Genomic DNA, 20494 nt, shown 5'->3' on the forward strand with positions numbered 1-20494 from the left:
AAACACTATGATCGACAAACAGCGGTTGGAGGAAAAGTGTTCCACATGGAACATTGCCCTCACCGGCACCCAGCTGGATCAGTTGGATGCCTTTGCCCAGATCCTTGTAGACTACAACCAGAAGGTCAACCTGACCGCCATCACCGACCCGGAGGGCATCGAGGATAAGCATTTCCTCGACAGCCTGCTGTTTGCCAGCCAGCCGGAGGTTGCCGGGCGCATGGTGGACGTAGGTGCCGGGGCAGGCTTTCCGGGCATTGTGACCAAGATCTTCAAGCCGGAATTGGAACTGACCCTCATGGAGCCCACCGGCAAGCGGGTGGAGTTTTTGAAGTACGCCTGTGCCCAGCTGGGTCTGACCGGGGTGGAGTTTGCCAAGGAGCGCGCCGAGGAAGCTGCCCGCAAGGTGTGGCGGGAGCAGTTCGACCTTGCCTCTGCCCGCGCCGTGGCAGCCCTGCCCATGCTGGCAGAATACTGCCTGCCGCTGGTGAAGGTGGGCGGCAACTTCCTTGCCATGAAGGGTGCATCCGGGGAAGAGGAGCTGACCGCCGCCCGGGGTGCCATCAAAAAGCTGGGCGGCGAGTACCGCGAGACCCGCACCCTGCACCTGCCCGGCGGCGACACCCGCACGCTGATTTTGTGCAAAAAGATTTCGCAAACTCCGACAGCATACCCCAGAAACGGCGGTAAAATTGCAAAAAGCCCGCTGAAATAACGCATGATTTGACGCAACCTGTAAGACCCTGCCGAACGAAATTTCTGGCGGGGTCTTTCTTTGTGTGCTACACTGAAGCTGAACAGGTTTTCCACGATTTCCCGGAGAAATGTGGAAAAACCGAAGGTTTATTTCACAGGAAAGGGGCAGCATCATGTTTGAACGCAAGAAACCGTCCGGGAAATTACTCTCTCTGCCCATCGACCAGATCCACCCGTCGCCCTTTCAGGCGCGCAAAAGCTTTGACGAGCAGGAGCTGACGGCGCTGGCGCAGAGCATCCGGGAGAACGGTCTGCTCCAGCCGGTCACGGTGCGCAAGGCGGCAGAGGGCTACGAGCTGGTGGCAGGGGAGCGGCGGCTGCGCGCCTGTCAGCTGGCAAAGATGACCACCATCCCCGCCATCCTGTGCAGCTACGCCGACGACCGCACCGCCGCACTGGGTTTGCTGGAAAACATCCAGCGTGCCGACCTGAACCCCTTTGAACAGGCGCAGGGGCTGCGGGATGTGATGGTGCTGTGGGACTGCACCCAAGCCGAAGCCGCCAAGCGTTTAGGCATGGCGCAGCCCACCTTTGCCAACAAGCTGCGGCTTTTGCAGCTGACCGCAGACCAGCGGCAGTTTGTGCTGGACAACAACCTCACCGAACGCCACGCCCGCGCGGTGCTGCGTCTGCCGGAGAACCGCCGCAGCGAGGCGCTCATCACCATCGCCAAGCGCCGCCTGAACGCCCGCCAGACTGACAGCTACATCGAGCAGCTGCTGAACAGCCCGCCCAAGGCTGGGCACCGCATCTCCATGGTGCGGGACGTGCGCATCTTTGTCAACACCATCGACCACGCCATCCGGCTGATGACCGACAACGGCGTGCCCGCCACTGCCCACCGGGAAGAGAAGGACGGCTACATCGAGTACACCGTGCGCATCCCCACCGCCGCTGTGGAGAAGTGAATTGTTCCATGTGGAACAGCGCTGCGGGGTAGGAGGTGGTAGCCGAGGGATGTTCTCTTTTGGTGGCAAAAGAGAACCAGAAAACCCCCAGCGATTTCGACGCGCTGGAGCCACGAAAAAGGGGCTGCTCGCCCCTTGTAACCCCAAAGGGGTGGGCTACACCGGAAAAAACTGAAGATTCACGCCTGTTCGGCGTGAAGATCTTTTAACCGTTTTTTCCGGCTCCGCCGATTTGAAACCCCTCAGTCGCTGCGCGACAGCTCCCCCCGGGGGAGCAAGCGCAGCAGCTGCCGTTTCCCGTTACGACCCCTCCCGTGAAAATAGCGTTTGGAGCGCTCCGCAGAGCGCGACAAACGCGAAATTAAAAATAATTTTTCCGCTGAACATGGCTAGAGCGAAGCGGAAGCCATTCCAAATCGTTTATTTATAGCCTAGACCTATGCAGATTTCCACTTTCCCACCCCCAAAAGTTAAAAATCCAGCCGAAAAACGCTCCAGATGGTTCAAAAAACAATTTGGATGTGTTATACTAGAAGCCAAGGTGTCTGTCGGACGGGGAAACCGGCGGGCACGACTGCGTGTTCCACGTGGAACAAATCTTTCCCCGGGAGGAAGAAAAGCGCGTGGCAAAAATTGTAGCGATCGCAAACCAGAAGGGCGGAGTGGGCAAAACCACCACCGCTGTCAATCTTTCGTCCTGCGTAGCGGCGCTGGGCAAAAAGGTGCTTATCGTAGATCTTGACCCGCAGGGCAACACCACTACCGGCTATGGCATCCCAAAGCGCAGCGTAGAAGCGGGCACTTATGAGGTGCTTATCGGCAGGGCAACAGCGGCGCAGGCCATCCGGCACACCGAGTACCGCACCGACGTCATCGGCTCCAACACCCGTCTGGCCGGTGCCAGTCTGGAAATGATCGACCTGCCCGGCCGTGAGGGGCGTCTGCGCAAGGCGCTGGCTGAGGTGCAGAAGGACTACGACTTCATCTTTATCGACTGCCCGCCCAGTCTGGATCTGCTCACCCTCAACGGCCTGAGCGCCTGCGACAGTGTGCTCATCCCGGTGCAGTGCGAGTACTATGCGCTGGAAGGCCTGTCGGAGCTCATCAGCACCCTCAAGACCATCCGCAAAAAGTATAACCCGTATCTGGATATCGAGGGCGTGGTGTTCACCATGTTCTCGCTGCGGTACAACCTGACCGTGCAGGTGGTGGAACAGGTGCAGAAGTACTTCGGCTCCAAGGTGTACAAGACCACCATCCCGCGCTCCATCCGCATTTCGGAAGCGCCCAGCTACGGCCAACCCATCAATTTCTACGAGCCGAAGGGCAAGGGCAGCGAGGCCTACATGGACTTGGCCATCGAATTTGTCAAGCACAACCGCCCGCAGGAACCTAAGAAGTCCCGCGCAAAGGCTGCACCCGCCGCAGAGCCGGCGAAAAATGCTCTGGAAGATTAAAACAGGGGGAACAAGGTAAACAATGGCAAGAGGAAAAGGAGGGCTCGGACGCGGGCTGGACAGTCTGTTTGAGGACGCAGCACCGGTCTTTGGGTCAGAGCACGCAGCGGTGGAAACGCTGCCGCTGCGCGAGATCGAGCCGGACCCCGACCAGCCCCGCAAGACCTTTGAACAGGAGACCCTCAGCGAACTGGCTGCCAGCATCGCCGAGCACGGCTTGTTGCAGCCCATCGCGGTGCGTCCGAGACCCATGGGTGGCTACAGCATCGTGGCAGGCGAGCGCCGCTGGCGTGCCTCCCGCATGGCGGGTCTTACCGAGGTGCCGGTGGTCATCAAGGATGTGTCCGACGAGCAGGCCATGGAGCTGGCGCTGGTGGAAAATTTACAGCGCGAGGATCTGGACCCGGTGGAAGAAGCTGCCGGCATCCGGGAGCTGATGACCCGCTGCGACCTGACACAGGAGCAGGCCGCCCGCAAGCTGGGCAAGAGCCGCAGCGCGCTGGCAAACAGCCTGCGTCTGCTCAACTTACCGGAAACAGTGCTGGAACTGCTGAAGAGTGGTTTTATCAATACCGGTCACGCCAAGGTGGTGCTGGGCCTGCCCACACCGGAATTGCAGGCCGAAGCCGCGCAGATCATCGCGGACAACCAGCTGAACGTCCGGCAGGCCGAGGCGCTTTGCAAAAAGATGGCAAAGCCCGCCAAGGAGCCCCGCGAACCCGCACCCCGCGGCACTTTGCCGGTGGAGGTGGAAGAGAGCCTGAAACAGGTGCTGGGCAGCGAGGTGAACGTGGCCTACCACGGCGGCAAGGGCAAGCTGACGGTGCATTTTTACTCCGACGAGCAGCTGCGCGCCTTTGCAAACCTGCTGGGACAGTACCAGATGGAAACCGAATAATCATGCGATCCAAGGCGGGAACTGCCGCCTTTGAACGGCAGCGGAAAGCCGCAAGTGCACCGCTGCAAGCCCAATAGAGTTAAGGAGAGTCAATCATGCTGGATATCAAATTTGTCCGCGAGAACCCGGACGCCGTTAAGGAAAACATCAAAAAGAAGTTTCAGGATGCAAAGCTGCCGCTGGTGGACGAGGTCATCGAAAAGGATGCCAAGTACCGTGCAGCCCTGAAGGAAGTGGAGGCCCTGAAGGCCGCCCGCAACAAGCTGAGCAAGGCCAACGGCCCGCTGTTCGGTCAGCTGAAGAAGTGCACCGACGAGGCACAGAAGGCTGAGCTGCAGGCACAGATCGACGCCAACAACGCCGCCGTCAAGGCGGACGCCGACAAGATGGCAGAGCTGGAGAAGGAAGAGGAGGAACTGTCCGCCCGCATTCAGGAGATCATGTACTCCATTCCCCAGATGATCGACCCCAGCGTGCCCATCGGCCCGGACGATACCTATAACGTGGAGGCTCAGCGCTTCGGCGAGCCTGTCGTGCCGGATTTCCCCATCCCGTATCACACCGAGATCATGGAGAGCTTTGACGGCATTGATATGGACGCCGCAGGCCGCGTGGCTGGTAACGGCTTCTACTATCTGCTGGGCAACATTGCACGCCTGCACGAGGCTGTGCTGGCCTATGCCCGCGACTTTATGATCAACAAGGGCTTCACCTACGTCATCCCGCCCTTCATGATGCACGGCAACGTGGTGCAGGGCGTCATGTCCTTCCCCGAGATGGACGCCATGATGTACAAGATCGAGGGTGAGGACCTGTACCTGATCGGCACCAGCGAGCACACCATGATCGGCCGCTTCATCGACCAGACGCTGGACGAGAGCAAGATGCCCCTGACCCTGACCTCTTACAGCCCCTGCTTCCGCAAGGAGAAGGGCGCACACGGCATCGAGGAGCGCGGCATCTACCGCATCCACCAGTTCGAGAAGCAGGAGATGATCGTGGTCTGCCGCCCCGAGGAGAGCGCCGACTGGTACGAGAAGCTGTGGAAGATGTCCGTGGAGCTGTTCCGCAGCATGGAGATCCCCGTGCGCCAGCTGAACTGCTGCTCCGGCGATCTGGCTGACCTGAAGGTCAAGAGCTGCGATATCGAGGCTTGGAGTCCCCGCCAGCAGAAGTACTTCGAGGTCTGCTCCTGCTCCAATCTGGGTGACGCACAGGCACGCCGCCTGCACATCCGCATCAAGGGCAAGGACGGCAAGACCTATCTGGCACACACCCTGAACAACACCTGCGTGGCACCCCCGCGTATGCTGATCGCCTTCCTGGAGAACCATCTGCAGGCCGATGGCAGCGTGACCATCCCCGAAGTGCTGCAGCCGTACATGGGCGGGCTGAAGGTCATGGTCCCCACCAATAAGAAGAACTAAAACTGCACCGGGTTTTCCACAACCGGCCAGAAAAAGGTTGAAAAAAGCACCGCTTTCCGCACAGGGAAGCGGTGCTTTTTGTGTGGGAAGCGGGTGCTTAACTCCCTCAGTCAAAGCCTTACGGCTTTGCCAGCTCCCTCTGGGAGGGAGCCTTTTGCATAGTGGTAAAGTTTCCGGCTCAAACGCAAAGCTTGCGGTAGCGCTATAAGCTCCCCCTTCGGGGGAGCTGGCATCGCGCAGCGATGACTGAGAGGGTTCGTCTCTTTTTGCAGCAAAACCCTTACAAAAATGACAAGAAATGCAATATTATAACGCACCTATGTAAATAAATCGAGAATCTCAAAAAACTGCAAATTTTTTTGAAAATATGTGTTGACAAAAGGGGCATCTATGGATATAATAATAAAGCACCGTTCGAGTGCAAGTTAAATATGTGGCGGTATAGCTCAGTTGGCTAGAGCATTCGGTTCATACCCGAAGTGTCACCGGTTCAAATCCAGTTACCGCTACCACGTTACAGAGTTTCGCTAAGATAAGGGGGACGGTCGTCCGCAGTAGTGGACGATGAAAGTCGGAGGTTTTAGCGAAGCTCTGTATTTGTAAGGCCCGTTGGTCAAGCGGTTAAGACACGGCCCTTTCACGGCTGTAACATGGGTTCGATTCCCGTACGGGTCATAAAAACGCCTTTGCGCAATGCGCAAGGGCGTTTTTGCTTTGTCCCGTACGGGAATCTTAGCTATATAATACAGGATAGACTTTTTTCAAAAAATAAGATATACTTACGTTGAAAAGGTGGGATGTGTTATGCCGGAGATCAGTTTATTTTGCGGGATACGGGTCACAATGTTTTACAGTGACCATAATCCGCCGCATTTTCACGCCGAATACGGCGGATTCAAGGCATTGATCGATATTCAAAATTCCTGTGTGATCCGTGGTGCATTGCCGGGGCGGCAGCTGAAGCTGATCCTTGCATGGTGCGAGCTGCATAAGGATGAGCTGATGCAGAACTGGGAACTGGCCAGAACTGCTGCGCCGCTTAATCACATTGCACCGCTGATCTAAAAAAGGAGGTATCTCTATGGATACGTTGTTCCCCAAGGTCTTGCAGGCTGTTGCGGGCGAGGACTTTACGGTGTACCTCTATTTCAACGATGGCTCTGTGCGTCTGTATGACGCAAAGCCGCTGCTTAAACTGGGCGGGGTCTTTGCGCCCTTGCAGGATGAAGCTTTTTTCAAAAACCGCCTGACTGTCCTGAACGACACCGCAGCATGGGATGTGAACGGTGACCGGGACCCGGGCAGCTGTGTGGACTTGGACCCCATCGAGCTGTACGAGACCTGTCCTGTGGTGGTAGACCCGCTGGAATCGGCATCCTGAACCGCAAAAATACGCAAAAACACGGGAAGATCCGCAGACCTTCCCGTGTTTTTATTTATTTATTCTGCTCCTGCACATACCGCAGGATATCCTCCGGCACCTCTGCCAGCGCATCGGCACCGGCGGCGGTCAGCTCAGCACGACCGCGGAAGCCCCACAGCGCGCCCATGGCGGGCAGCTGCGCGTTGTGTCCGGTGAGGATATCCACGTCGCTGTCGCCCACAAAAAGGGTGGCGGCGGGGTCTGCGCCCAGCTCAGCCATCAGGGCGTACAGCCCGGTGGGGTCGGGCTTGGTGGGTACGCCCGGGCGGTTGCCCCGCACGGCGTCAAAGCGGCCGGTGCCAAAGTAGTGGGCAATGATGCCGCCGCACAGGGCATCAGCCTTGTTGGAGAACACCGCGCACTGGATGCCCTCGGCCTTCAGTGCGTCCAGCAGTGCCGGAATGCCGGGGTAGGGTGCGGTCTTGTCCTCCTTGTGGGCATCGTACCGGGCGGTGAACTGCGCCAGCGTCGCCGCCAGCTGCGCCGGGGTGCGGGCGTCAGCGGGGGAGAACCGTTCCACCAGCTTGGGGATGCCGTTGCCAACCATCATCTTGAACTGCGCCACCGTAAAGGTGGGCCAACCATTTTGGGCACACACCCAGTTGCCGGCATCGGCAAGGTCGTCGATGGTGTTCAGCAGGGTGCCGTCCAGATCAAATAATACAGTCTTTATCATAAAATAGTCTCCGTTGCTCTGTGTTACAAAAATGCCCCGCCGACCGTAGGTTCAGCGGGGCATCGCAAGTATACTTCTATATCTCCAGAAAATCAAGAGCCGCCAGCGGCACGCTGCGCACCGTGACCTTTTCTTTGCCGGGAAATACAAGGGTCAGGTTAGCGCGCTGCACCGTCACCGCCCAAGGAGACTGCAACGCGGTAAAGCAGGTGTCCGGGTGGAACACGCACAGCTGGTGCAGATGGAACCGGTGCTGTCGGCAGAGCAGCAGCTGTCCCTGCTGCTGCCATACGCCCTCCCGGTGCCAGCCCACGGCGGCAGCGCCCAGCAGGGCGGCAAACACCCCGGTGGGGATGAGCAGCGGCAGGGTGAGCGCGGGCAGGGTAGTGCGGGATACCGCCGTCAGCAGCAGGCAGAGCGCCAGCGGGATGCCTGCCGGCAGAAAAAATACCAAGCTGCGGTCAGTGGTGTCGGCGCGGGTGTCCGGGGGCAGCTGCGTCATCTCCGGCAGCAGCTCCCGCAACAGCGGAGTGCCCTCCCGCCAGACGAACAAAGGCAGCTCCGGGCGGCACGCCCCTGCCGAAACGAATACCGGGCAGTAATGCAGCGCCCATGTGGCGGGGGAGCGGCGCAGGTCGGCGTAGTTCAGCTGGCAGAGCCGCAGCCGCATCTCGTACCGGCGTACAAGCCCGCCCCGGCTGCCCAGCTGGGTATCGGTGCGCCAGACGGTATAATGTACCGCCTGCAAAGCGCTGCGCACCAGACTGATGCAGAACAGCGTACCCGCCAGTACCAGCAGCCACGCCGCGCCCAGCGGCAGCCAGCGGGCGGCAAGCGCCGCCAGCTGTCCCAGCTGCGCAAGGGCAGCGGTCTGGGCGTCCGGGGCGTAGCTCTGGGTCTGGTGGATGGCCAGCCACCATAAAATCAAAGTGGACAGGCCGTTGGCACCCAGCACCGTAAAGGCCAGCTTTTCGCCGCCCTTGGGCGCGTGCCACAGCGGGTCTGTCACCGGCAGCAGCACATCGGCAAGCTCCTCGGCCTGCTGCCGGGTAAGATACAAAGTGATGGTCTTGGTCTGCCCCACAGGGTATAGCACCACCCGGCAGGCACCGGTCAGGCGGTAGAGCAGGGGCTGCTCCAGCACCAGCGCCGCCAGACCCTCGGCGCGCAGGGCGCGGTCCAGCCGTACCCCCAGCCGCCAGCTGACGTGCACCGTGCCCTCGGCATCCGCCTGCCAGCGGCTTGCATAGTACACCGCCCAGCACACGGCGCTGATAAAGACCAGCAGCACAAGTTCCTGCCGCAGCGCCGCACGCAGGGCGTCCCAGTTGCGGTCAAAAAGCACCTGTACCAGCGGCAGAAGGTACACCAGCAGGGTTTTGCGCAGCAGATGCAGCGCCGCCAGCGGGTGGAAGTGCTTTTCCCGGTTCATACGTTGCCCTCCATCAGTACCGCCGCCAGCGCGGTGGCCTGTGCGGCGGGGATGCCGGGCAGCACCAATTGCAGCCCCGGGCTGCGCACAAGGAGCACGGTGCACCCTGCTGCCCACAGCAGCGGGGTGCGCAGCAGCTGCACCCCGGTGACCGCCCGGCGCGGGATGCGGTGCAGCACAGGGACAGCCACCCCGGCCTGCACCGTGACGCTGTCTGCCGTCAGGGCGGCGACAAAGCTGCAGCAGCGCGCCCGGACAAGCGCCACCAGCGCCGCCCATACAGCGCAAAAGACTGCGCCCGCCCACACGCTCTGCCAGAAGGCAAAGGGCGCGCAGACCAGCCCGGGCACAGCTGCCCAGACGCAGAGCACCCGGCGGGCGCGGGGCGGCAGCACCAGCGCGGTGCGCAGCAGCTCCTGCTCGCTCATTTGTGGGAGGAAAGACCCCACGCATCCATCAGCAGATGCAGGGTGTCGTCCTGTGTCAGGCAGAGCAGCCGGTCCCACGGCAGCAGCACCGTGTTGCCGTGAGGGATGATGAACTCGGTATCCCGGGTGATGCTGACCAGAATGGCATCGCCGGGAATGGGGATCTCCTTGATCTCCTTGCCCGCAAACTGAAAGTCCTCCGGCAGCAGGATCTCGTTCAGGCTGGCAGTGCCGCCGCCCAGCGAAAGCAGCTGCCGGATGGTGTCGGTCTCGATCTCCCGCTCCAGAATATGGCTCAGGTTGTCGGTGCCGCACACCACGGTGTCTACACCCAGCGTGTGCAGGATGTCCCGGTTTTTGGGGTTGGAGGCGCGTGCCACGGTACGGTTCACACCGAACTCCCGCTTGGCGATCTGGCACGCCACCAGATTGGTCTCGTCGGTGTTGGTCACCGCCACAAAGGCGTCGCAGCTGGCCACATCGGCGGTGCGCAGGGTGTCAAAGCTCAAGGAGTCGCCGCAGATGACCGGGATATCCAGCGTATCCGCAAGGGTACGGCACAGCGCCTCCTGCGGCTCGATGATGGTCACCTTATGGCGGTGGGACAGCAGGCTTTGGGCAAGATACATTCCCACCCGACCGCCGCCGGCAATACAAACTTTCATATCGTTACCTCATTCTACGGCCTGTAAATCGAAAACAGGCTGTTTTACTTGGAAAGTGCCCGGAACACCGCCTGCTCGGTCAGCACGGTGGGGCAGATGGTCTCCAGCTCGTAGGCCTTGTGGTACAGAATTTGCAGATGCGGGTCGGACACCCGGCAGATGACCTTATCCCGGCGGAAGATGTTCTTTGCCAGCTGCGCCGCCATCAGGTTCACCGAGTCCTCCTCGGTCACCGCCGCCACGGCGTCGCAGTTCTCCACGCCGCCCCGGCGCAGGGTGTCCGGGTCGGTAGGGTCGCCCACAAGGGCAGTGCCGTGAAAGGTATAATCGTCAAAGGCATCCAGACGCTTGAGCTGCTCAGGGTCCTTTTCCACCACCGAGATATCATGGCCGATGCGCTCCAGATCGCGGATCAGCGCCGCACCTACCTGATCGCAGCCGATCACCAGAATGTTCATGAAGGTTCACCTCGTTGTTCTCAAGGCTTTCTGCGCCCGGCGCAGAAAGCGGACAGACTTCTTATTTTTATAGTATAGCACATTTCCCGGGGCAGATAAATACAGCGCCCGGGGGAAAATTTCTATAATCTGTATGCACAGCGGCTCATAGTATGGTATACTGGAACTGCTTTTGAAAAAACAACGCACCCAGCGGGGTGCTGCAGGAGGGATTTATTACGTTTTTCGAGATCATCAAAGCGATCCTGATGGGTATTGTGGAGGGCATTACCGAGTGGCTGCCCATCTCCTCCACCGGGCACATGATTTTGGTGGAGCAGGTCGTCAAGTTCAATGCCAGTGAAGAGTTCATGTCCATGTTCCGGGTGGTCATCCAGCTGGGTGCCATTCTGGCCGTGGTGGTGCTGTTCTGGAATAAGCTGTGGCCCTTCGGGCTGCGGCAGGGCAAGGTCATCTCCAAGCCCAGTGTGTGGAACCTGTGGTTCAAGGTGGTAGCCGCCACCCTGCCGGTGCTGGTCATCAGCCCGCTGGACGACTGGATGGAGGAGCACTTCTATAACTACATCACCGTAGCCGCCATGCTGATCCTGTACGGCGTGCTCTTCCTTGTGGTGGAAAACCGCCGCACCACGCCCCGGGTCACAAAGCTGGAACAGATCAGCTACCGGGACGCTTTGCTCATCGGCGTGTGGCAGTGCCTTGCCATCATCCCCGGTACCTCCCGTTCCGGTGCTACCATCGTGGGCGGTCTGCTGCTGGGTCTCTCCCGCGCCTGCGTGGCAGAGTTCACCTTCTATCTGGCCATCCCGGTCATGGCGGGTGCATCCCTGCTCAAGGTGGTCAAGTTTGCGGTTTCCGGCGTATCCATCACCGGCACCGAGATCGCCGTGCTGCTGGTGGGCTGTGTTGTGGCCTTTGTGGTCAGCCTTGCAGCTATCCGCTTCCTGATGGACTATGTCAAGCGCCACGACTTCAAGTTCTTCGGCATCTACCGCATCGTGCTGGGTGCCATCGTGCTGGCTGTGGCAGCCATCACCGCGCTGGCATAAGAGAAAATCTTATAATGATAACAGGGGCTGTTGCTTGCGCAACAGCCCCCTGTTTTGATAGGAAAGCTTACTCTTCCTCTTTTTTTACCTTTACGCGCCACTTATGGGACATATACTCCGAGCGCAGCTTGTTGGTGACAAAGGTCTGGCTGCTATACAGGCCGTGGTGGCCGGAGAGCATATAGCAGATGCCGCAGCCCAGCGCGATGAGCTCCAGCCCGGCGCCGCTGAACAGCTCAAAGCCCAGCAGGATGGAGGGAATCAGGGCGTTGGTAGCACCGCAGAAGATGGACACCAGCCCCACCGCCGCCGCAAACCCGGCGGGCAGACCCAGCAGCGGGCCGACCACGCAGCCGAAGGTAGCGCCCACAAAAAAGCTGGGCACCACCTCGCCGCCCTTGAACCCGCAGGCAAGGGTCAGCGCGGTGAGGAAGATCTTGCACAGAAAATCCCACGGCAGTGCCTGTCCCTGCTCCACGGCAGCAACGATAACGCTCATGCCCGCGCCGTTATACCGCCCCACGCCGAACAGATAGGAAAAGCCGATGACCAGCACGCCGCCCGCAAAGACCCGCACCCACGGGTTCGGGAGGAGCTTTGGTACGGTGTGATCCATGAAGTGGAGGGTGTAGCAGAACAGGCGGGAAACGGCAGCGCAGGCCACACCCAGCAGGATGACCAGCAGGGCGGTGCGGACATTCAGCTCCGGCGCGGTGAGGGCAAAGTGGGTGGGCGCGATGCCAAAGGCCAGCGAGCAGCCGTAGGCGATGAGGGCAGAGGTAAAGGCGGGGACAAAGGCAGAAGTGAAGGTCAGGCCCACATCCTCCACCATCATGGCAAAGCAGGCCGCCGCCAGCGGGGTGCCGAACAGGGCAGAGAAGAACGCAGCCATGCCGCTGATGGTGGCGGTGCGGCGGTCGTGGTCCTTGAGCCGCAGCAGGGTGCCAAGGTTCCAGCCGATGCTGCCGCCCATCTGCAACGCAGCGCCCTCGCGGCCGGCAGAGCCGCCGCACAGGTGGGTGAGCACCGTGCCCAGAAAGATGGCGGGCACCAGCAGAATGCTGACCGGCTCGCCGCTCTGCACGGCGCGGAGAACGTTGTTGGTGCCCACGCCCTCGCACTTTGTTACCTTATAAAGGGCATTGATGAGCAGACCTGCCACAGGCAAAAGGAACAGCAGCCAGGGCTGCGCGGCGCGCAGCTCGGTCGCGTGCTCGACAGCAAGGTGGAACAAGGTGCCCAGAAATCCGCAGAGCAGACCCATGGGGACTGCCAGAAGGAACCATTGCAGCGCCACCCGCAGGGCGGCTTCGGCTTCGTGCCGGAATGTATCAAAATCGTTCATAGACATAACTCCTGTATATTGACATCCGTTTCGTTTTTTGGAACCGATATAAAATAACACCGCAGGGCAGGGGTGTCAACCCCAAAATGGGCAGAGAAAAACGGCACGGTTCCATTTTCTGTTTACACCGCTCGCCCGGGTGTGCTATACTGAAGGCAGTACCGCACAATTCCCGCCTGACGGCTCAAGCACCGTTCCGGCGGCTGCGGCACGGCATCTGCGTTGCCAAAATGCTCGATAATACACAAAGTATTATCTGCGCTTTTGGCTTAGCATCTGCCGCACCTCGCTCGCCGTATCGGCACTTGGAATCATGTGGTATTGCCTGAACAAAAGAGAGACCGCGCGGCAGACGCCGCCGGAAGGATATGGGAGGAAAAACACCATGGAACCATCCAAAGTTTACTATACGGATTTCCGCTGTCCGGTGGGCACCAGCCTGCTGGAAAAGCTGCGCCGGGTGTGCATTGCCGCCGGCATTAAGGACATCGACATGGACGGCCGGTTCGTGGCCATCAAGATGCACTTCGGCGAGCTGGGCAATCTGGCTTTTCTGCGTCCCAACTACGCCAAGGTGGTGGCAGACCTGTGCAAGGAGCAGGGCGGTATGCCCTTCCTGACCGACTGCAACACCCTGTACCCGGGCAGCCGCAAGAATGCGCTGGAGCATCTGAGCTGCGCCCAGCTGAACGGCTTCTGGCCCATGACCACCGGCTGTCAGGTGATCATTGGTGACGGTCTGCGCGGCACGGATGAGGTGGAAGTGCCGGTGCCGAACGGCGAATACTGCAAGACTGCCAAGATCGGCCGCGCCATCATGGATGCGGACGTGTTCATCAGCCTGACCCACTTCAAGGGCCACGAGTCCACCGGCTTTGGCGGTGCGCTCAAGAATATCGGCATGGGCTGCGGCTCCCGCGCGGGCAAGATGGAGCAGCACGCTGCCGGCAAGCCCGCTGTGCAGGAGGGCTTGTGCCGCGGCTGCCACCGCTGCGCCAAGGAGTGCGGCTCGGACGCCATTACTTACAATGCCGAAAACAAGGCTGTCATCGACTACGACAAGTGCAAGGGCTGCGGCCGCTGCATCGGCGCGTGCAGCTTTGACGCCATCTATTCCCCCAACGACTGCGCCAACGAGCTGCTGGACCGCAAGATGGCGGAGTACGCCGCCGCAGTCTGCCACGACCGTCCCTGCTTCCACGTTTCTCTGGTGCAGGACATCAGCCCCAACTGCGACTGCCACTGCGAGAACGATGCACCCATCCTGCCGGATATCGGCATCTTTGCGTCCTTCGACCCGGTGGCGCTGGATCAGGCCTGCGTGGATGCCTGCCTGAATGCCGCCCCGCTGCCCAACAGCCAGCTGAGCACAAACCTTGCAAAGCCGGGCTGGAACTGCTACCACGACAACTTCAAGGACTCCAACCCCAACATCGAGTGGAAGGCCACCCTTGAACAGGCCGAGAAGGTGGGCATGGGCACCCGCCAGTATGTGCTGAAAAAGGTATAAAGACAAAATGGGGCGCTGACCACACGGTCAGCGCCCCATTGCGCTTTAAAGTTTAAGGTTGCGTTTAAGCCTCGCCGTTCGTCTCCGGCACGATATCGTCCAGCACAGCTTGCAGCGCCTGCCAGTTTTTCAGGGTGCAGCCGGGCAGGGTGTCAGCGTCCAGCCCTGCGTCCGCGATGCGGCCGGTCATGCTGTCCTTGTCACTGAGCAGGTCCAGCGCGGCGTCCTTAATTAGCGGCCATGCCTCGGCAAAGCCCTCCTGCTGGTTGTCGGTCAGGCCGTCGTACCAGCTGTAAAAGGCATCCTGAATGGCCTCCGGGGAGCGGCTGGACATCCGTGCGTCCTCGGCCCAGTGCAGCAGCGATGCCGCCGCGATGACCGATTTCAAGGAGCAGCCGGATACCCCGGGCCCCCAGCCCAGACAGGGCGCAAAGGCGTTTTCTGTGCCAGTGATGGAGAATACCGAGTTCTCATCAAAGTTGCCGGGGTTCAGCTCTCCGGTGTTGGCCTCTGTGGTGGAGGAGGGCAGCTCACTGCTGCCGGAAGCGGATGCGCTGTCCGAGGCGGGCGCAGCGCTGGATGCGGGGCTGCTTGCAGAGCCGCCGCAGGCTGTCAGCAGACAGCCCAGTAAAGCGGCGCACAGCAGCAGCGCAAGGGAGCGGATATATTTCGATGTCATAAGAAAAACCTCCGTAACTGGTGCCCCGGCAAGCCGCCGGAGCAAAGCGGGATCTACACCCTAAGTATACGTTCTGCGCACGGCGTTGTCAATCGTTCTGCGCAGGACGAATTTCAAGCAGTCCTGTGCAGGATATACAAAAATGCAGCTTGAATTTCGGGCAGTTCAACGCATTGACATTTTCCGCGCTGGCCCGTATAATCAAAAGCAGACAAGTGAATTTATCAGTGCGTGTAACTGTTCGATCAGGCATGAGCATCAGAGGGAAGGCGGCAACGGCATCCCTTTGGTTCTTGTGCCCTTTTCTTTTTCACAAGAGCTGCGGCATGGAAGCGGAGGAGTGCGGCGATGCAGGCTGTAAAGGTATTCAATAACAATGCGGTGTCGGTGGTCATGCCGGACGGCAGGGAAGCCATTCTCGTGGGCAACGGGCTTGGGTTTGGCCGCCGCCCGGGGGACGTGATTGACAAAAGCCGCGTTTCCAAGGTGTACTATGTGCAGAACGAGCTGCAGACCAAGTTCCTCAAGATGCTGGATAACGTTACCCCGCAGGTGATGCAGGCCGCCGAGCGCATCTCGCTGGCGGCAGAGGAGCAGGGCATCCTGCTCAGCAGCAAAAGCACCATCTCGCTGGTGGACCACATCAGCTTTGCGCTGGAACGTGTGGAAAAGGGCACCTTTCTGCCCAACCTCGTGCTCTCGGAGACCCGGATGCTGTACCCGAAGGAGTACGCGGTGGGGCAAAGGGCGCTGGAACTTGTCCGGCAGTTCTGCGGCGTACAGCTGCCGGAGGACGAAGCGGGCTACATTGCCCTGCATCTGGTAGCCGGTGCGGCGGACGGCGCGCTGGCCTACGATACCGTAAAGTTCGTCAAGGCGGTCAAGGAGATCATCTGCGATACCTATCACTGCACCTTTGAGGAAGAAAGCCTTGAGACCACCCGCCTGACCGTACACCTCAAGTTTCTGGCGGCGCGCATTCTGCGGCACACTCCTTGGCAGGACGCCGGGCTGGAATCCATGTATACGGTGCTTTTGCAGCGCGACAGCCGCAACGAGGTGTGCTTGCAGCGCATCAATGCCTATCTGCGGCAGGAATTTGATTACGAGCTGGATCATCAGGAGCAGGTCTATCTGCTCATCCACCTGACCAAGATCGTCCGATAATCCGATAAAATGTTTCAACAGGGCGTCCGGAAGCCCTGCGGAATAGAAATCATCCCCCAAAACCGTCAAGTCAAAAAGTGAGGAGTATTACACGATGAAAGAAAAAGTCATGAATGGCTTGGAAAAGTTCTCCAAAGCCATGCTCTCACCGCTGTCGTATATCTCGGCAGCAGGCCTGATCCTTGTGCTGGGCGCATTGCTTACCAGCACAAGCCTTAGTGCGATGATCCCCGCTCTGCAGTGGACCCCCATCAAGCTGCTGGGACAGCTGATCTACAACTGCATCATGGTCATCATCAACAACCTCAGCCTGATGTTCTGCGTGGGCATCGCAGCGGCGCTGGCCAAAAAGAACAAGCAGCAGGCTGCCATCATCGGCCTGATGAGCTATTTTATGTACCTGACCGCCGGCAACGTCACCCTGACCCAGCTGGGCATGCTGGCCGAGGCTGACCCGATGGTGGGTCTGTACGGCACCGGTCAGTCCACCGTGTTCGGCATCCAGACGGTGGACATGGGCGTGTTCGGCGGCATCCTGCTGGGTCTTGTCTGCGGCTGGGTGTACAACCGCACCTGTGAAAAGCAGTTCAAGGGCATCATCACCCAGATCTACTCCGGCAACCGCTGGTCCTTTACCTGCATGGTGGTCTTTTCCATCCTGTTCGGCTTTGGCTCCTGCTTCTTCTGGCCGCCGGTGCAGAACGTCATCAGCGCACTGACCGATCTGATCGCCACCTCCGGCAACTTCGGCCTGTTCCTGTACGGCTTCCTGGAGCGCTTCCTCATCCCCACCGGCCTGCACCACCTCATCTACACCCCCTTCCAGTTCTCTGCACTGGGCAACAGCCTGACCGTGGGCGATGCCACCTACACCGGCTCCTACATCGTCATGATGATGGAGTACAGCATGGGTCTGCCCTTCTCGGACGGCATCGTGTGGATGTACACCGGCTTCACCAAGACCTTCGGCTACTTTGGCATCGTGGCGGCCTTCATCTTCTGCGCCCGCAAGGAGAACCGTAAAAAGACCGCTGCCGTTCTGGTGCCGCTGGCCTTTACCGCCTCTCTGGCTTCCATCACCGAGCCGCTGGACTTCATGTTCTGCTTCTCTGCGCCCATCCTGTGGGTGGCACACGCCTGCATCTCCGGCCTGTTCATCGTGCTGCTGCACATCTTCCATGTCACCGGCTTTACCACCAACCTCCTCGGCTCGGTGCTGATGAACCTTTCTGCCGGTGCAGATAAGACCAACTATCCCACCCTGTACCTGCTGGCGCTGTGCCAGATCGCAGTGTACTTTGTGGTGTTCACCCTGCTGATCAAGGCCTTCAACCTGCACACCCCCGGCCGGGAAGAGGTGAGCACCGAGACCGCCAAGAGCGATGCACCCGCCAAGAAGGCAAGCGTGAAGGACTCCGCCGAGGTGCAGTGCGTCATCGATGGTCTGGGCGGCAAGGAGAACATCCTGTCGGTGGACAACTGCTTCACCCGTCTGCGGGTAAACATCAAGGATCCCGCAAAGCTGGACGAAGCTGCCATCAACAAACTGCCGAACAGCGGCATCGTGAAAAAGGGTACCGATATCCAGATCGTTTACGGTCTGCAGGTAGCCGATATCAAGCGTGCTGTGGAAGCACAGCTGGAAAACCAGTAAACCGCTTTTCCGTGTCCCGGCGGATTGCGCCGGGCTAACCTGAAAAATACAAAAAAGGAGCGTTTATACTATGGTCATTACCATTGCTGGCGGCGGTAGCACCTTTACCGCCGGTATCGTCAAATCCATCGCCCTGCGCCGGGAAGAACTGGAAGTGGACGAGATCCGTCTGTTCGATATCAACAAGGAGCGGCAGGATAAGGTTGCCGTTGTGGTGGACTGGGTCCTGCACAAGGAGCTGAATACCGACATCAAGCTGGTGGTCACCACCGATGTGCAGCAGGCTTACACGGATGCCTCTTTTGTGTTTGCCCAGATGCGCGTGGGCGGCTACGCCATGCGTGAGCAGGACGAAAAGATCCCTCTGCGCCACGGCTGCGTGGGACAGGAGACCTGCGGCTGCGGCGGCATGGCCTACGGAATGCGCACCATCTTCCCCATGATCAAGCTGATCGACGACGTGGAAAAGTATGCCAAGAAGGACTACTGGATCCTGAACTACTCCAACCCCGCCGCCATCGTATCCGAAGCCTGCCGCAAGCTGCGCCCGAAGGCACGGATCATCAACATCTGCGATATGCCCATCGCCATCATTGACGTGGTGGCAGCTGCCATGGGCATCCAGAACAAGAAGGAGATCGTTTACGATTACTTCGGCCTGAACCACTTCGGCTGGTTCACCTCCATCCAGTACCACGGCGAGGATCTGATGCCCAAGCTGCGCGCCTACATCAAGGAGAACAAGATCCTTCTGCCGGAAAGCTACCTCAAGGGCATGGGCGCCCTGACCTCCTCCAGCAGCCAGAACCGCCACACCAAGGGCAGCTGGTACTATGTGTGGAAGGGCGAGTACGAGATCATGGAAAACTTCCCGGAGTACCTGCCCAACACCTACCTGAACTACTATCTGCAGGCCAAGGAGTTCGTGGAGCACTCGGACCCGAACCACACCCGCGCCAACGAGGTGGAGGAGACCCGCGAAAAGAACCTGTTCGATGGCATCGACCACTACCTCAAGACCGGCAAGGTGGACGCCAACACCTTCTATGCCGGCAGCCACGGCGACTGGATCGCAGATCTTTCCGCTGCGCTGAAGAACGACACCAAGGCACGCTTCCTCATCATCACCGAGAACCGCGGCGCTATCCCCAATATGCCCTATGACGCAATGGTGGAGCTGCCCGCCTACATCGGCAAAAACGGCCCGGAGGTCATTGCCCGGGACAACATCCCGCTGTTCCAGCAGGGCTTGATGATGCAGCAGCTCAACAGCGAAAAGCTGCTGGTAGAGGGCTGCGTGGAAGGCAGCTACGAGAAGGTGCTGCAGGCCTTTACTCTGAACAAGACTGTGCCCAGCATGAGCGTTGCCAAGGCCATTCTGGACGATATGATCGAAGCCAACAAGGGCTACTGGCCGGAGCTGCACTGAGCAGCCGACCTTACAGCCGCCGCAGGCATTGCCGCCTGCGGCGGCTTTTTTGTGCGCATTGACCTTTGCACAGCAAGGGCTTATAATGAGAAAAAACCAGTAAAAGCGAAAGGAAGCACACCCATGCAAAACCAAGTCCCTGTATCCCAAAACCGCCCGATCACCGGGCGCTTTGCGCCCAGCCCCAGCGGACGGCTGCATCTGGGCAATCTGGCGTGCAGCCTGCTGGCATGGCTCAGCGCAAAAAGTCAGGGCGGACGCATCGTGCTGCGCATCGAGGATCTGGACGCCGAGCGCTGCCCTCGCGTCTACGCCGACCTGCTGGAGCAGGACCTTGCATGGCTGGGGCTTACATGGGACGAGGGCGGCAGCACCGGCGGCGCACACGCGCCCTATTACCAGAGCGAATGCGGGGACATCTATACCGAAAGCTACCGCAAGCTGGAGCAGAGGGGGCTGGTGTACCCCTGTTTTTGCTCCCGCTCCCAGCTGCACGCCGCCAGCGCACCCCATACCTCGGATGGCAACGTCATCTACCCGGGCACCTGCCGGGGACTGACGCCGGAGGAGATCGCGGAAAAGCGCAAAAAGAAAGCCCCTGCCTACCGCCTGATAGTGCCGGACGAGGCCATCACCTTTACGGACGGCTGCATGGGCACCCACACCGAGAACCTGCTGCGGGATTGCGGCGACTTCTATCTGCGCCGGGCAGACGGCGTGTTTGCCTATCAGCTGGCGGTGGTGGTGGATGATGCCCGCATGGGCGTTACCGAGGTGGTGCGCGGGGCAGACCTGCTTTCCTCCACGGCGCGGCAGCTGTACCTGTACCGGCTGCTGGGCTTGCAGCCGCCCCGCTTTGCCCACTGCCCGCTGCTGCTGGCAGCGGACGGGCGGCGGCTGTCCAAGCGGGACGGCGACCAGAGCCTTGAAAACCTGCGGGCAAAATACACCGCCCCGGAGATCATCGGTAAGCTTGCCTATGCCTACGGCTTGCAGCCGGAGCCTGCCCCCCGCACCCCGGAAAGCCTTGTGCCGGACTTTGCGTGGACAAAAGTCCCCAAGCAGGATATCTGCCTGCCCGAGGGGCTGTTTTAAAAAAGGAAATGAAAAAACGACCCCTGCCAGCGCCAAAG

Annotated in this window: 20 protein-coding genes and 2 tRNA genes; 15 read left to right on the forward strand and 7 right to left on the reverse strand. The window is 59.8% G+C overall.

Annotated features, from left to right (window positions below):
* Nucleotides 1-7 precede the first annotated feature (7 nt).
* From rsmG to DXB44_RS10255, 9 genes are all read left to right on the forward strand, one after another.
* Nucleotides 8-715: a 16S rRNA (guanine(527)-N(7))-methyltransferase RsmG gene (gene rsmG, locus DXB44_RS10215; protein WP_005924286.1), complete on the forward strand. Its 708-nt coding sequence runs from the start codon at nucleotides 8-10 to the stop codon at nucleotides 713-715.
* A gap of 154 nt (nucleotides 716-869) precedes the next feature.
* A complete protein-coding gene (locus DXB44_RS10220; RefSeq protein WP_118658655.1) occupies nucleotides 870-1664 on the forward strand; it encodes a ParB/RepB/Spo0J family partition protein in 795 nt (264 codons plus the stop codon).
* Between the two features lie 623 nt (nucleotides 1665-2287).
* The gene (locus tag DXB44_RS10225) at nucleotides 2288-3121 is read left to right on the forward strand and encodes an AAA family ATPase (RefSeq protein ID WP_170126605.1); all 834 of its coding nucleotides are present in this window, start codon (nucleotides 2288-2290) and stop codon (nucleotides 3119-3121) included.
* 22 nt (nucleotides 3122-3143) lie between these two features.
* Nucleotides 3144-4019, forward strand: a complete 876-nt coding sequence (locus DXB44_RS10230) for a ParB/RepB/Spo0J family partition protein (protein WP_118658656.1) — start codon at nucleotides 3144-3146, stop codon at nucleotides 4017-4019.
* Nucleotides 4020-4114: 95 nt separating this feature from the next.
* On the forward strand, nucleotides 4115-5446 hold the full coding sequence (serS, locus tag DXB44_RS10235) for a serine--tRNA ligase (protein WP_118658657.1): 1332 nt from the start codon (nucleotides 4115-4117) through the stop codon (nucleotides 5444-5446).
* 435 nt (nucleotides 5447-5881) lie between these two features.
* A tRNA-Met gene (locus DXB44_RS10240) sits at nucleotides 5882-5958 on the forward strand.
* A gap of 91 nt (nucleotides 5959-6049) precedes the next feature.
* A tRNA-Glu gene (locus tag DXB44_RS10245) sits at nucleotides 6050-6121 on the forward strand.
* A 129-nt stretch (nucleotides 6122-6250) separates the two neighbouring features.
* A complete protein-coding gene (locus DXB44_RS10250) occupies nucleotides 6251-6511 on the forward strand; it encodes a DUF4160 domain-containing protein (protein ID WP_055186396.1) in 261 nt (86 codons plus the stop codon).
* Between the two features lie 16 nt (nucleotides 6512-6527).
* Nucleotides 6528-6827, forward strand: a complete 300-nt coding sequence (locus tag DXB44_RS10255; RefSeq protein WP_118658658.1) for a DUF2442 domain-containing protein — start codon at nucleotides 6528-6530, stop codon at nucleotides 6825-6827.
* Between the two features lie 55 nt (nucleotides 6828-6882).
* Here the strand turns inward: DXB44_RS10255 and DXB44_RS10260 are convergent, their stop codons facing one another.
* The 5 genes from DXB44_RS10260 to DXB44_RS10280 all read right to left on the reverse strand — a co-directional run bounded on the left by DXB44_RS10260 (nucleotide 6883) and on the right by DXB44_RS10280 (nucleotide 10528).
* On the reverse strand, nucleotides 6883-7545 hold the full coding sequence (locus DXB44_RS10260; RefSeq protein WP_097778932.1) for an HAD family hydrolase: 663 nt from the start codon (nucleotides 7543-7545) through the stop codon (nucleotides 6883-6885).
* Nucleotides 7546-7621: 76 nt separating this feature from the next.
* Nucleotides 7622-8977, reverse strand: a complete 1356-nt coding sequence (locus DXB44_RS10265) for a PH domain-containing protein (protein WP_118658659.1) — start codon at nucleotides 8975-8977, stop codon at nucleotides 7622-7624.
* A complete protein-coding gene (locus tag DXB44_RS10270) occupies nucleotides 8974-9405 on the reverse strand; it encodes a hypothetical protein (RefSeq protein WP_055186400.1) in 432 nt (143 codons plus the stop codon). Before DXB44_RS10270 ends, DXB44_RS10265 begins: the two co-directional genes overlap by 4 nt.
* On the reverse strand, nucleotides 9402-10070 hold the full coding sequence (locus tag DXB44_RS10275) for a TrkA family potassium uptake protein (protein ID WP_118658660.1): 669 nt from the start codon (nucleotides 10068-10070) through the stop codon (nucleotides 9402-9404). The genes DXB44_RS10270 and DXB44_RS10275 overlap by 4 nt, the downstream gene beginning before the upstream one ends.
* A 44-nt stretch (nucleotides 10071-10114) precedes the next feature.
* On the reverse strand, nucleotides 10115-10528 hold the full coding sequence (locus DXB44_RS10280; RefSeq protein WP_005924324.1) for a TrkA family potassium uptake protein: 414 nt from the start codon (nucleotides 10526-10528) through the stop codon (nucleotides 10115-10117).
* Nucleotides 10529-10743: 215 nt separating this feature from the next.
* Here DXB44_RS10280 and DXB44_RS10285 point away from each other — a divergent pair, with 215 nt between their 5' ends.
* Nucleotides 10744-11577, forward strand: a complete 834-nt coding sequence (locus DXB44_RS10285) for an undecaprenyl-diphosphate phosphatase (protein ID WP_044960419.1) — start codon at nucleotides 10744-10746, stop codon at nucleotides 11575-11577.
* A 67-nt stretch (nucleotides 11578-11644) separates the two neighbouring features.
* Here the strand turns inward: DXB44_RS10285 and DXB44_RS10290 are convergent, their stop codons facing one another.
* Nucleotides 11645-12922 carry a chloride channel protein gene (locus tag DXB44_RS10290; RefSeq protein WP_118658661.1) on the reverse strand — a complete coding sequence of 426 codons (1278 nt, stop codon included), beginning with the start codon at nucleotides 12920-12922 and terminating at the stop codon, nucleotides 11645-11647.
* Nucleotides 12923-13307: 385 nt separating this feature from the next.
* On the opposite strand from DXB44_RS10290, the gene DXB44_RS10295 reads away from it, so the two are divergent.
* Nucleotides 13308-14432 (forward strand): DUF362 domain-containing protein, encoded by a 1125-nt coding sequence (locus DXB44_RS10295; protein ID WP_118658662.1) that lies wholly within the window; start codon nucleotides 13308-13310, stop codon nucleotides 14430-14432.
* Between the two features lie 64 nt (nucleotides 14433-14496).
* Here the strand turns inward: DXB44_RS10295 and DXB44_RS14790 are convergent, their stop codons facing one another.
* Complete coding sequence (locus DXB44_RS14790) at nucleotides 14497-15111, reverse strand: hypothetical protein (protein ID WP_243111119.1); 615 nt, start codon at nucleotides 15109-15111, stop codon at nucleotides 14497-14499.
* A gap of 348 nt (nucleotides 15112-15459) precedes the next feature.
* On the opposite strand from DXB44_RS14790, the gene DXB44_RS10305 reads away from it, so the two are divergent.
* The 4 genes from DXB44_RS10305 to gluQRS all read left to right on the forward strand — a co-directional run bounded on the left by DXB44_RS10305 (nucleotide 15460) and on the right by gluQRS (nucleotide 20456).
* Entirely contained in the window at nucleotides 15460-16278 is an 819-nt protein-coding gene (locus tag DXB44_RS10305) for a PRD domain-containing protein (protein ID WP_118658663.1), read from the forward strand.
* Between the two features lie 94 nt (nucleotides 16279-16372).
* Nucleotides 16373-17932 (forward strand): PTS transporter subunit EIIC, encoded by a 1560-nt coding sequence (locus tag DXB44_RS10310; RefSeq protein WP_118658664.1) that lies wholly within the window; start codon nucleotides 16373-16375, stop codon nucleotides 17930-17932.
* A 70-nt stretch (nucleotides 17933-18002) separates the two neighbouring features.
* On the forward strand, nucleotides 18003-19361 hold the full coding sequence (locus tag DXB44_RS10315) for a 6-phospho-alpha-glucosidase (RefSeq protein WP_118658665.1): 1359 nt from the start codon (nucleotides 18003-18005) through the stop codon (nucleotides 19359-19361).
* 123 nt (nucleotides 19362-19484) lie between these two features.
* Nucleotides 19485-20456, forward strand: a complete 972-nt coding sequence (gene gluQRS, locus DXB44_RS10320; protein WP_118658666.1) for a tRNA glutamyl-Q(34) synthetase GluQRS — start codon at nucleotides 19485-19487, stop codon at nucleotides 20454-20456.
* Nucleotides 20457-20494: the final 38 nt, after the last annotated feature.

The organism is Faecalibacterium sp. OM04-11BH, assembly GCF_003482185.1.
Lineage (GTDB): Bacteria > Bacillota > Clostridia > Oscillospirales > Ruminococcaceae > Faecalibacterium > Faecalibacterium tardum.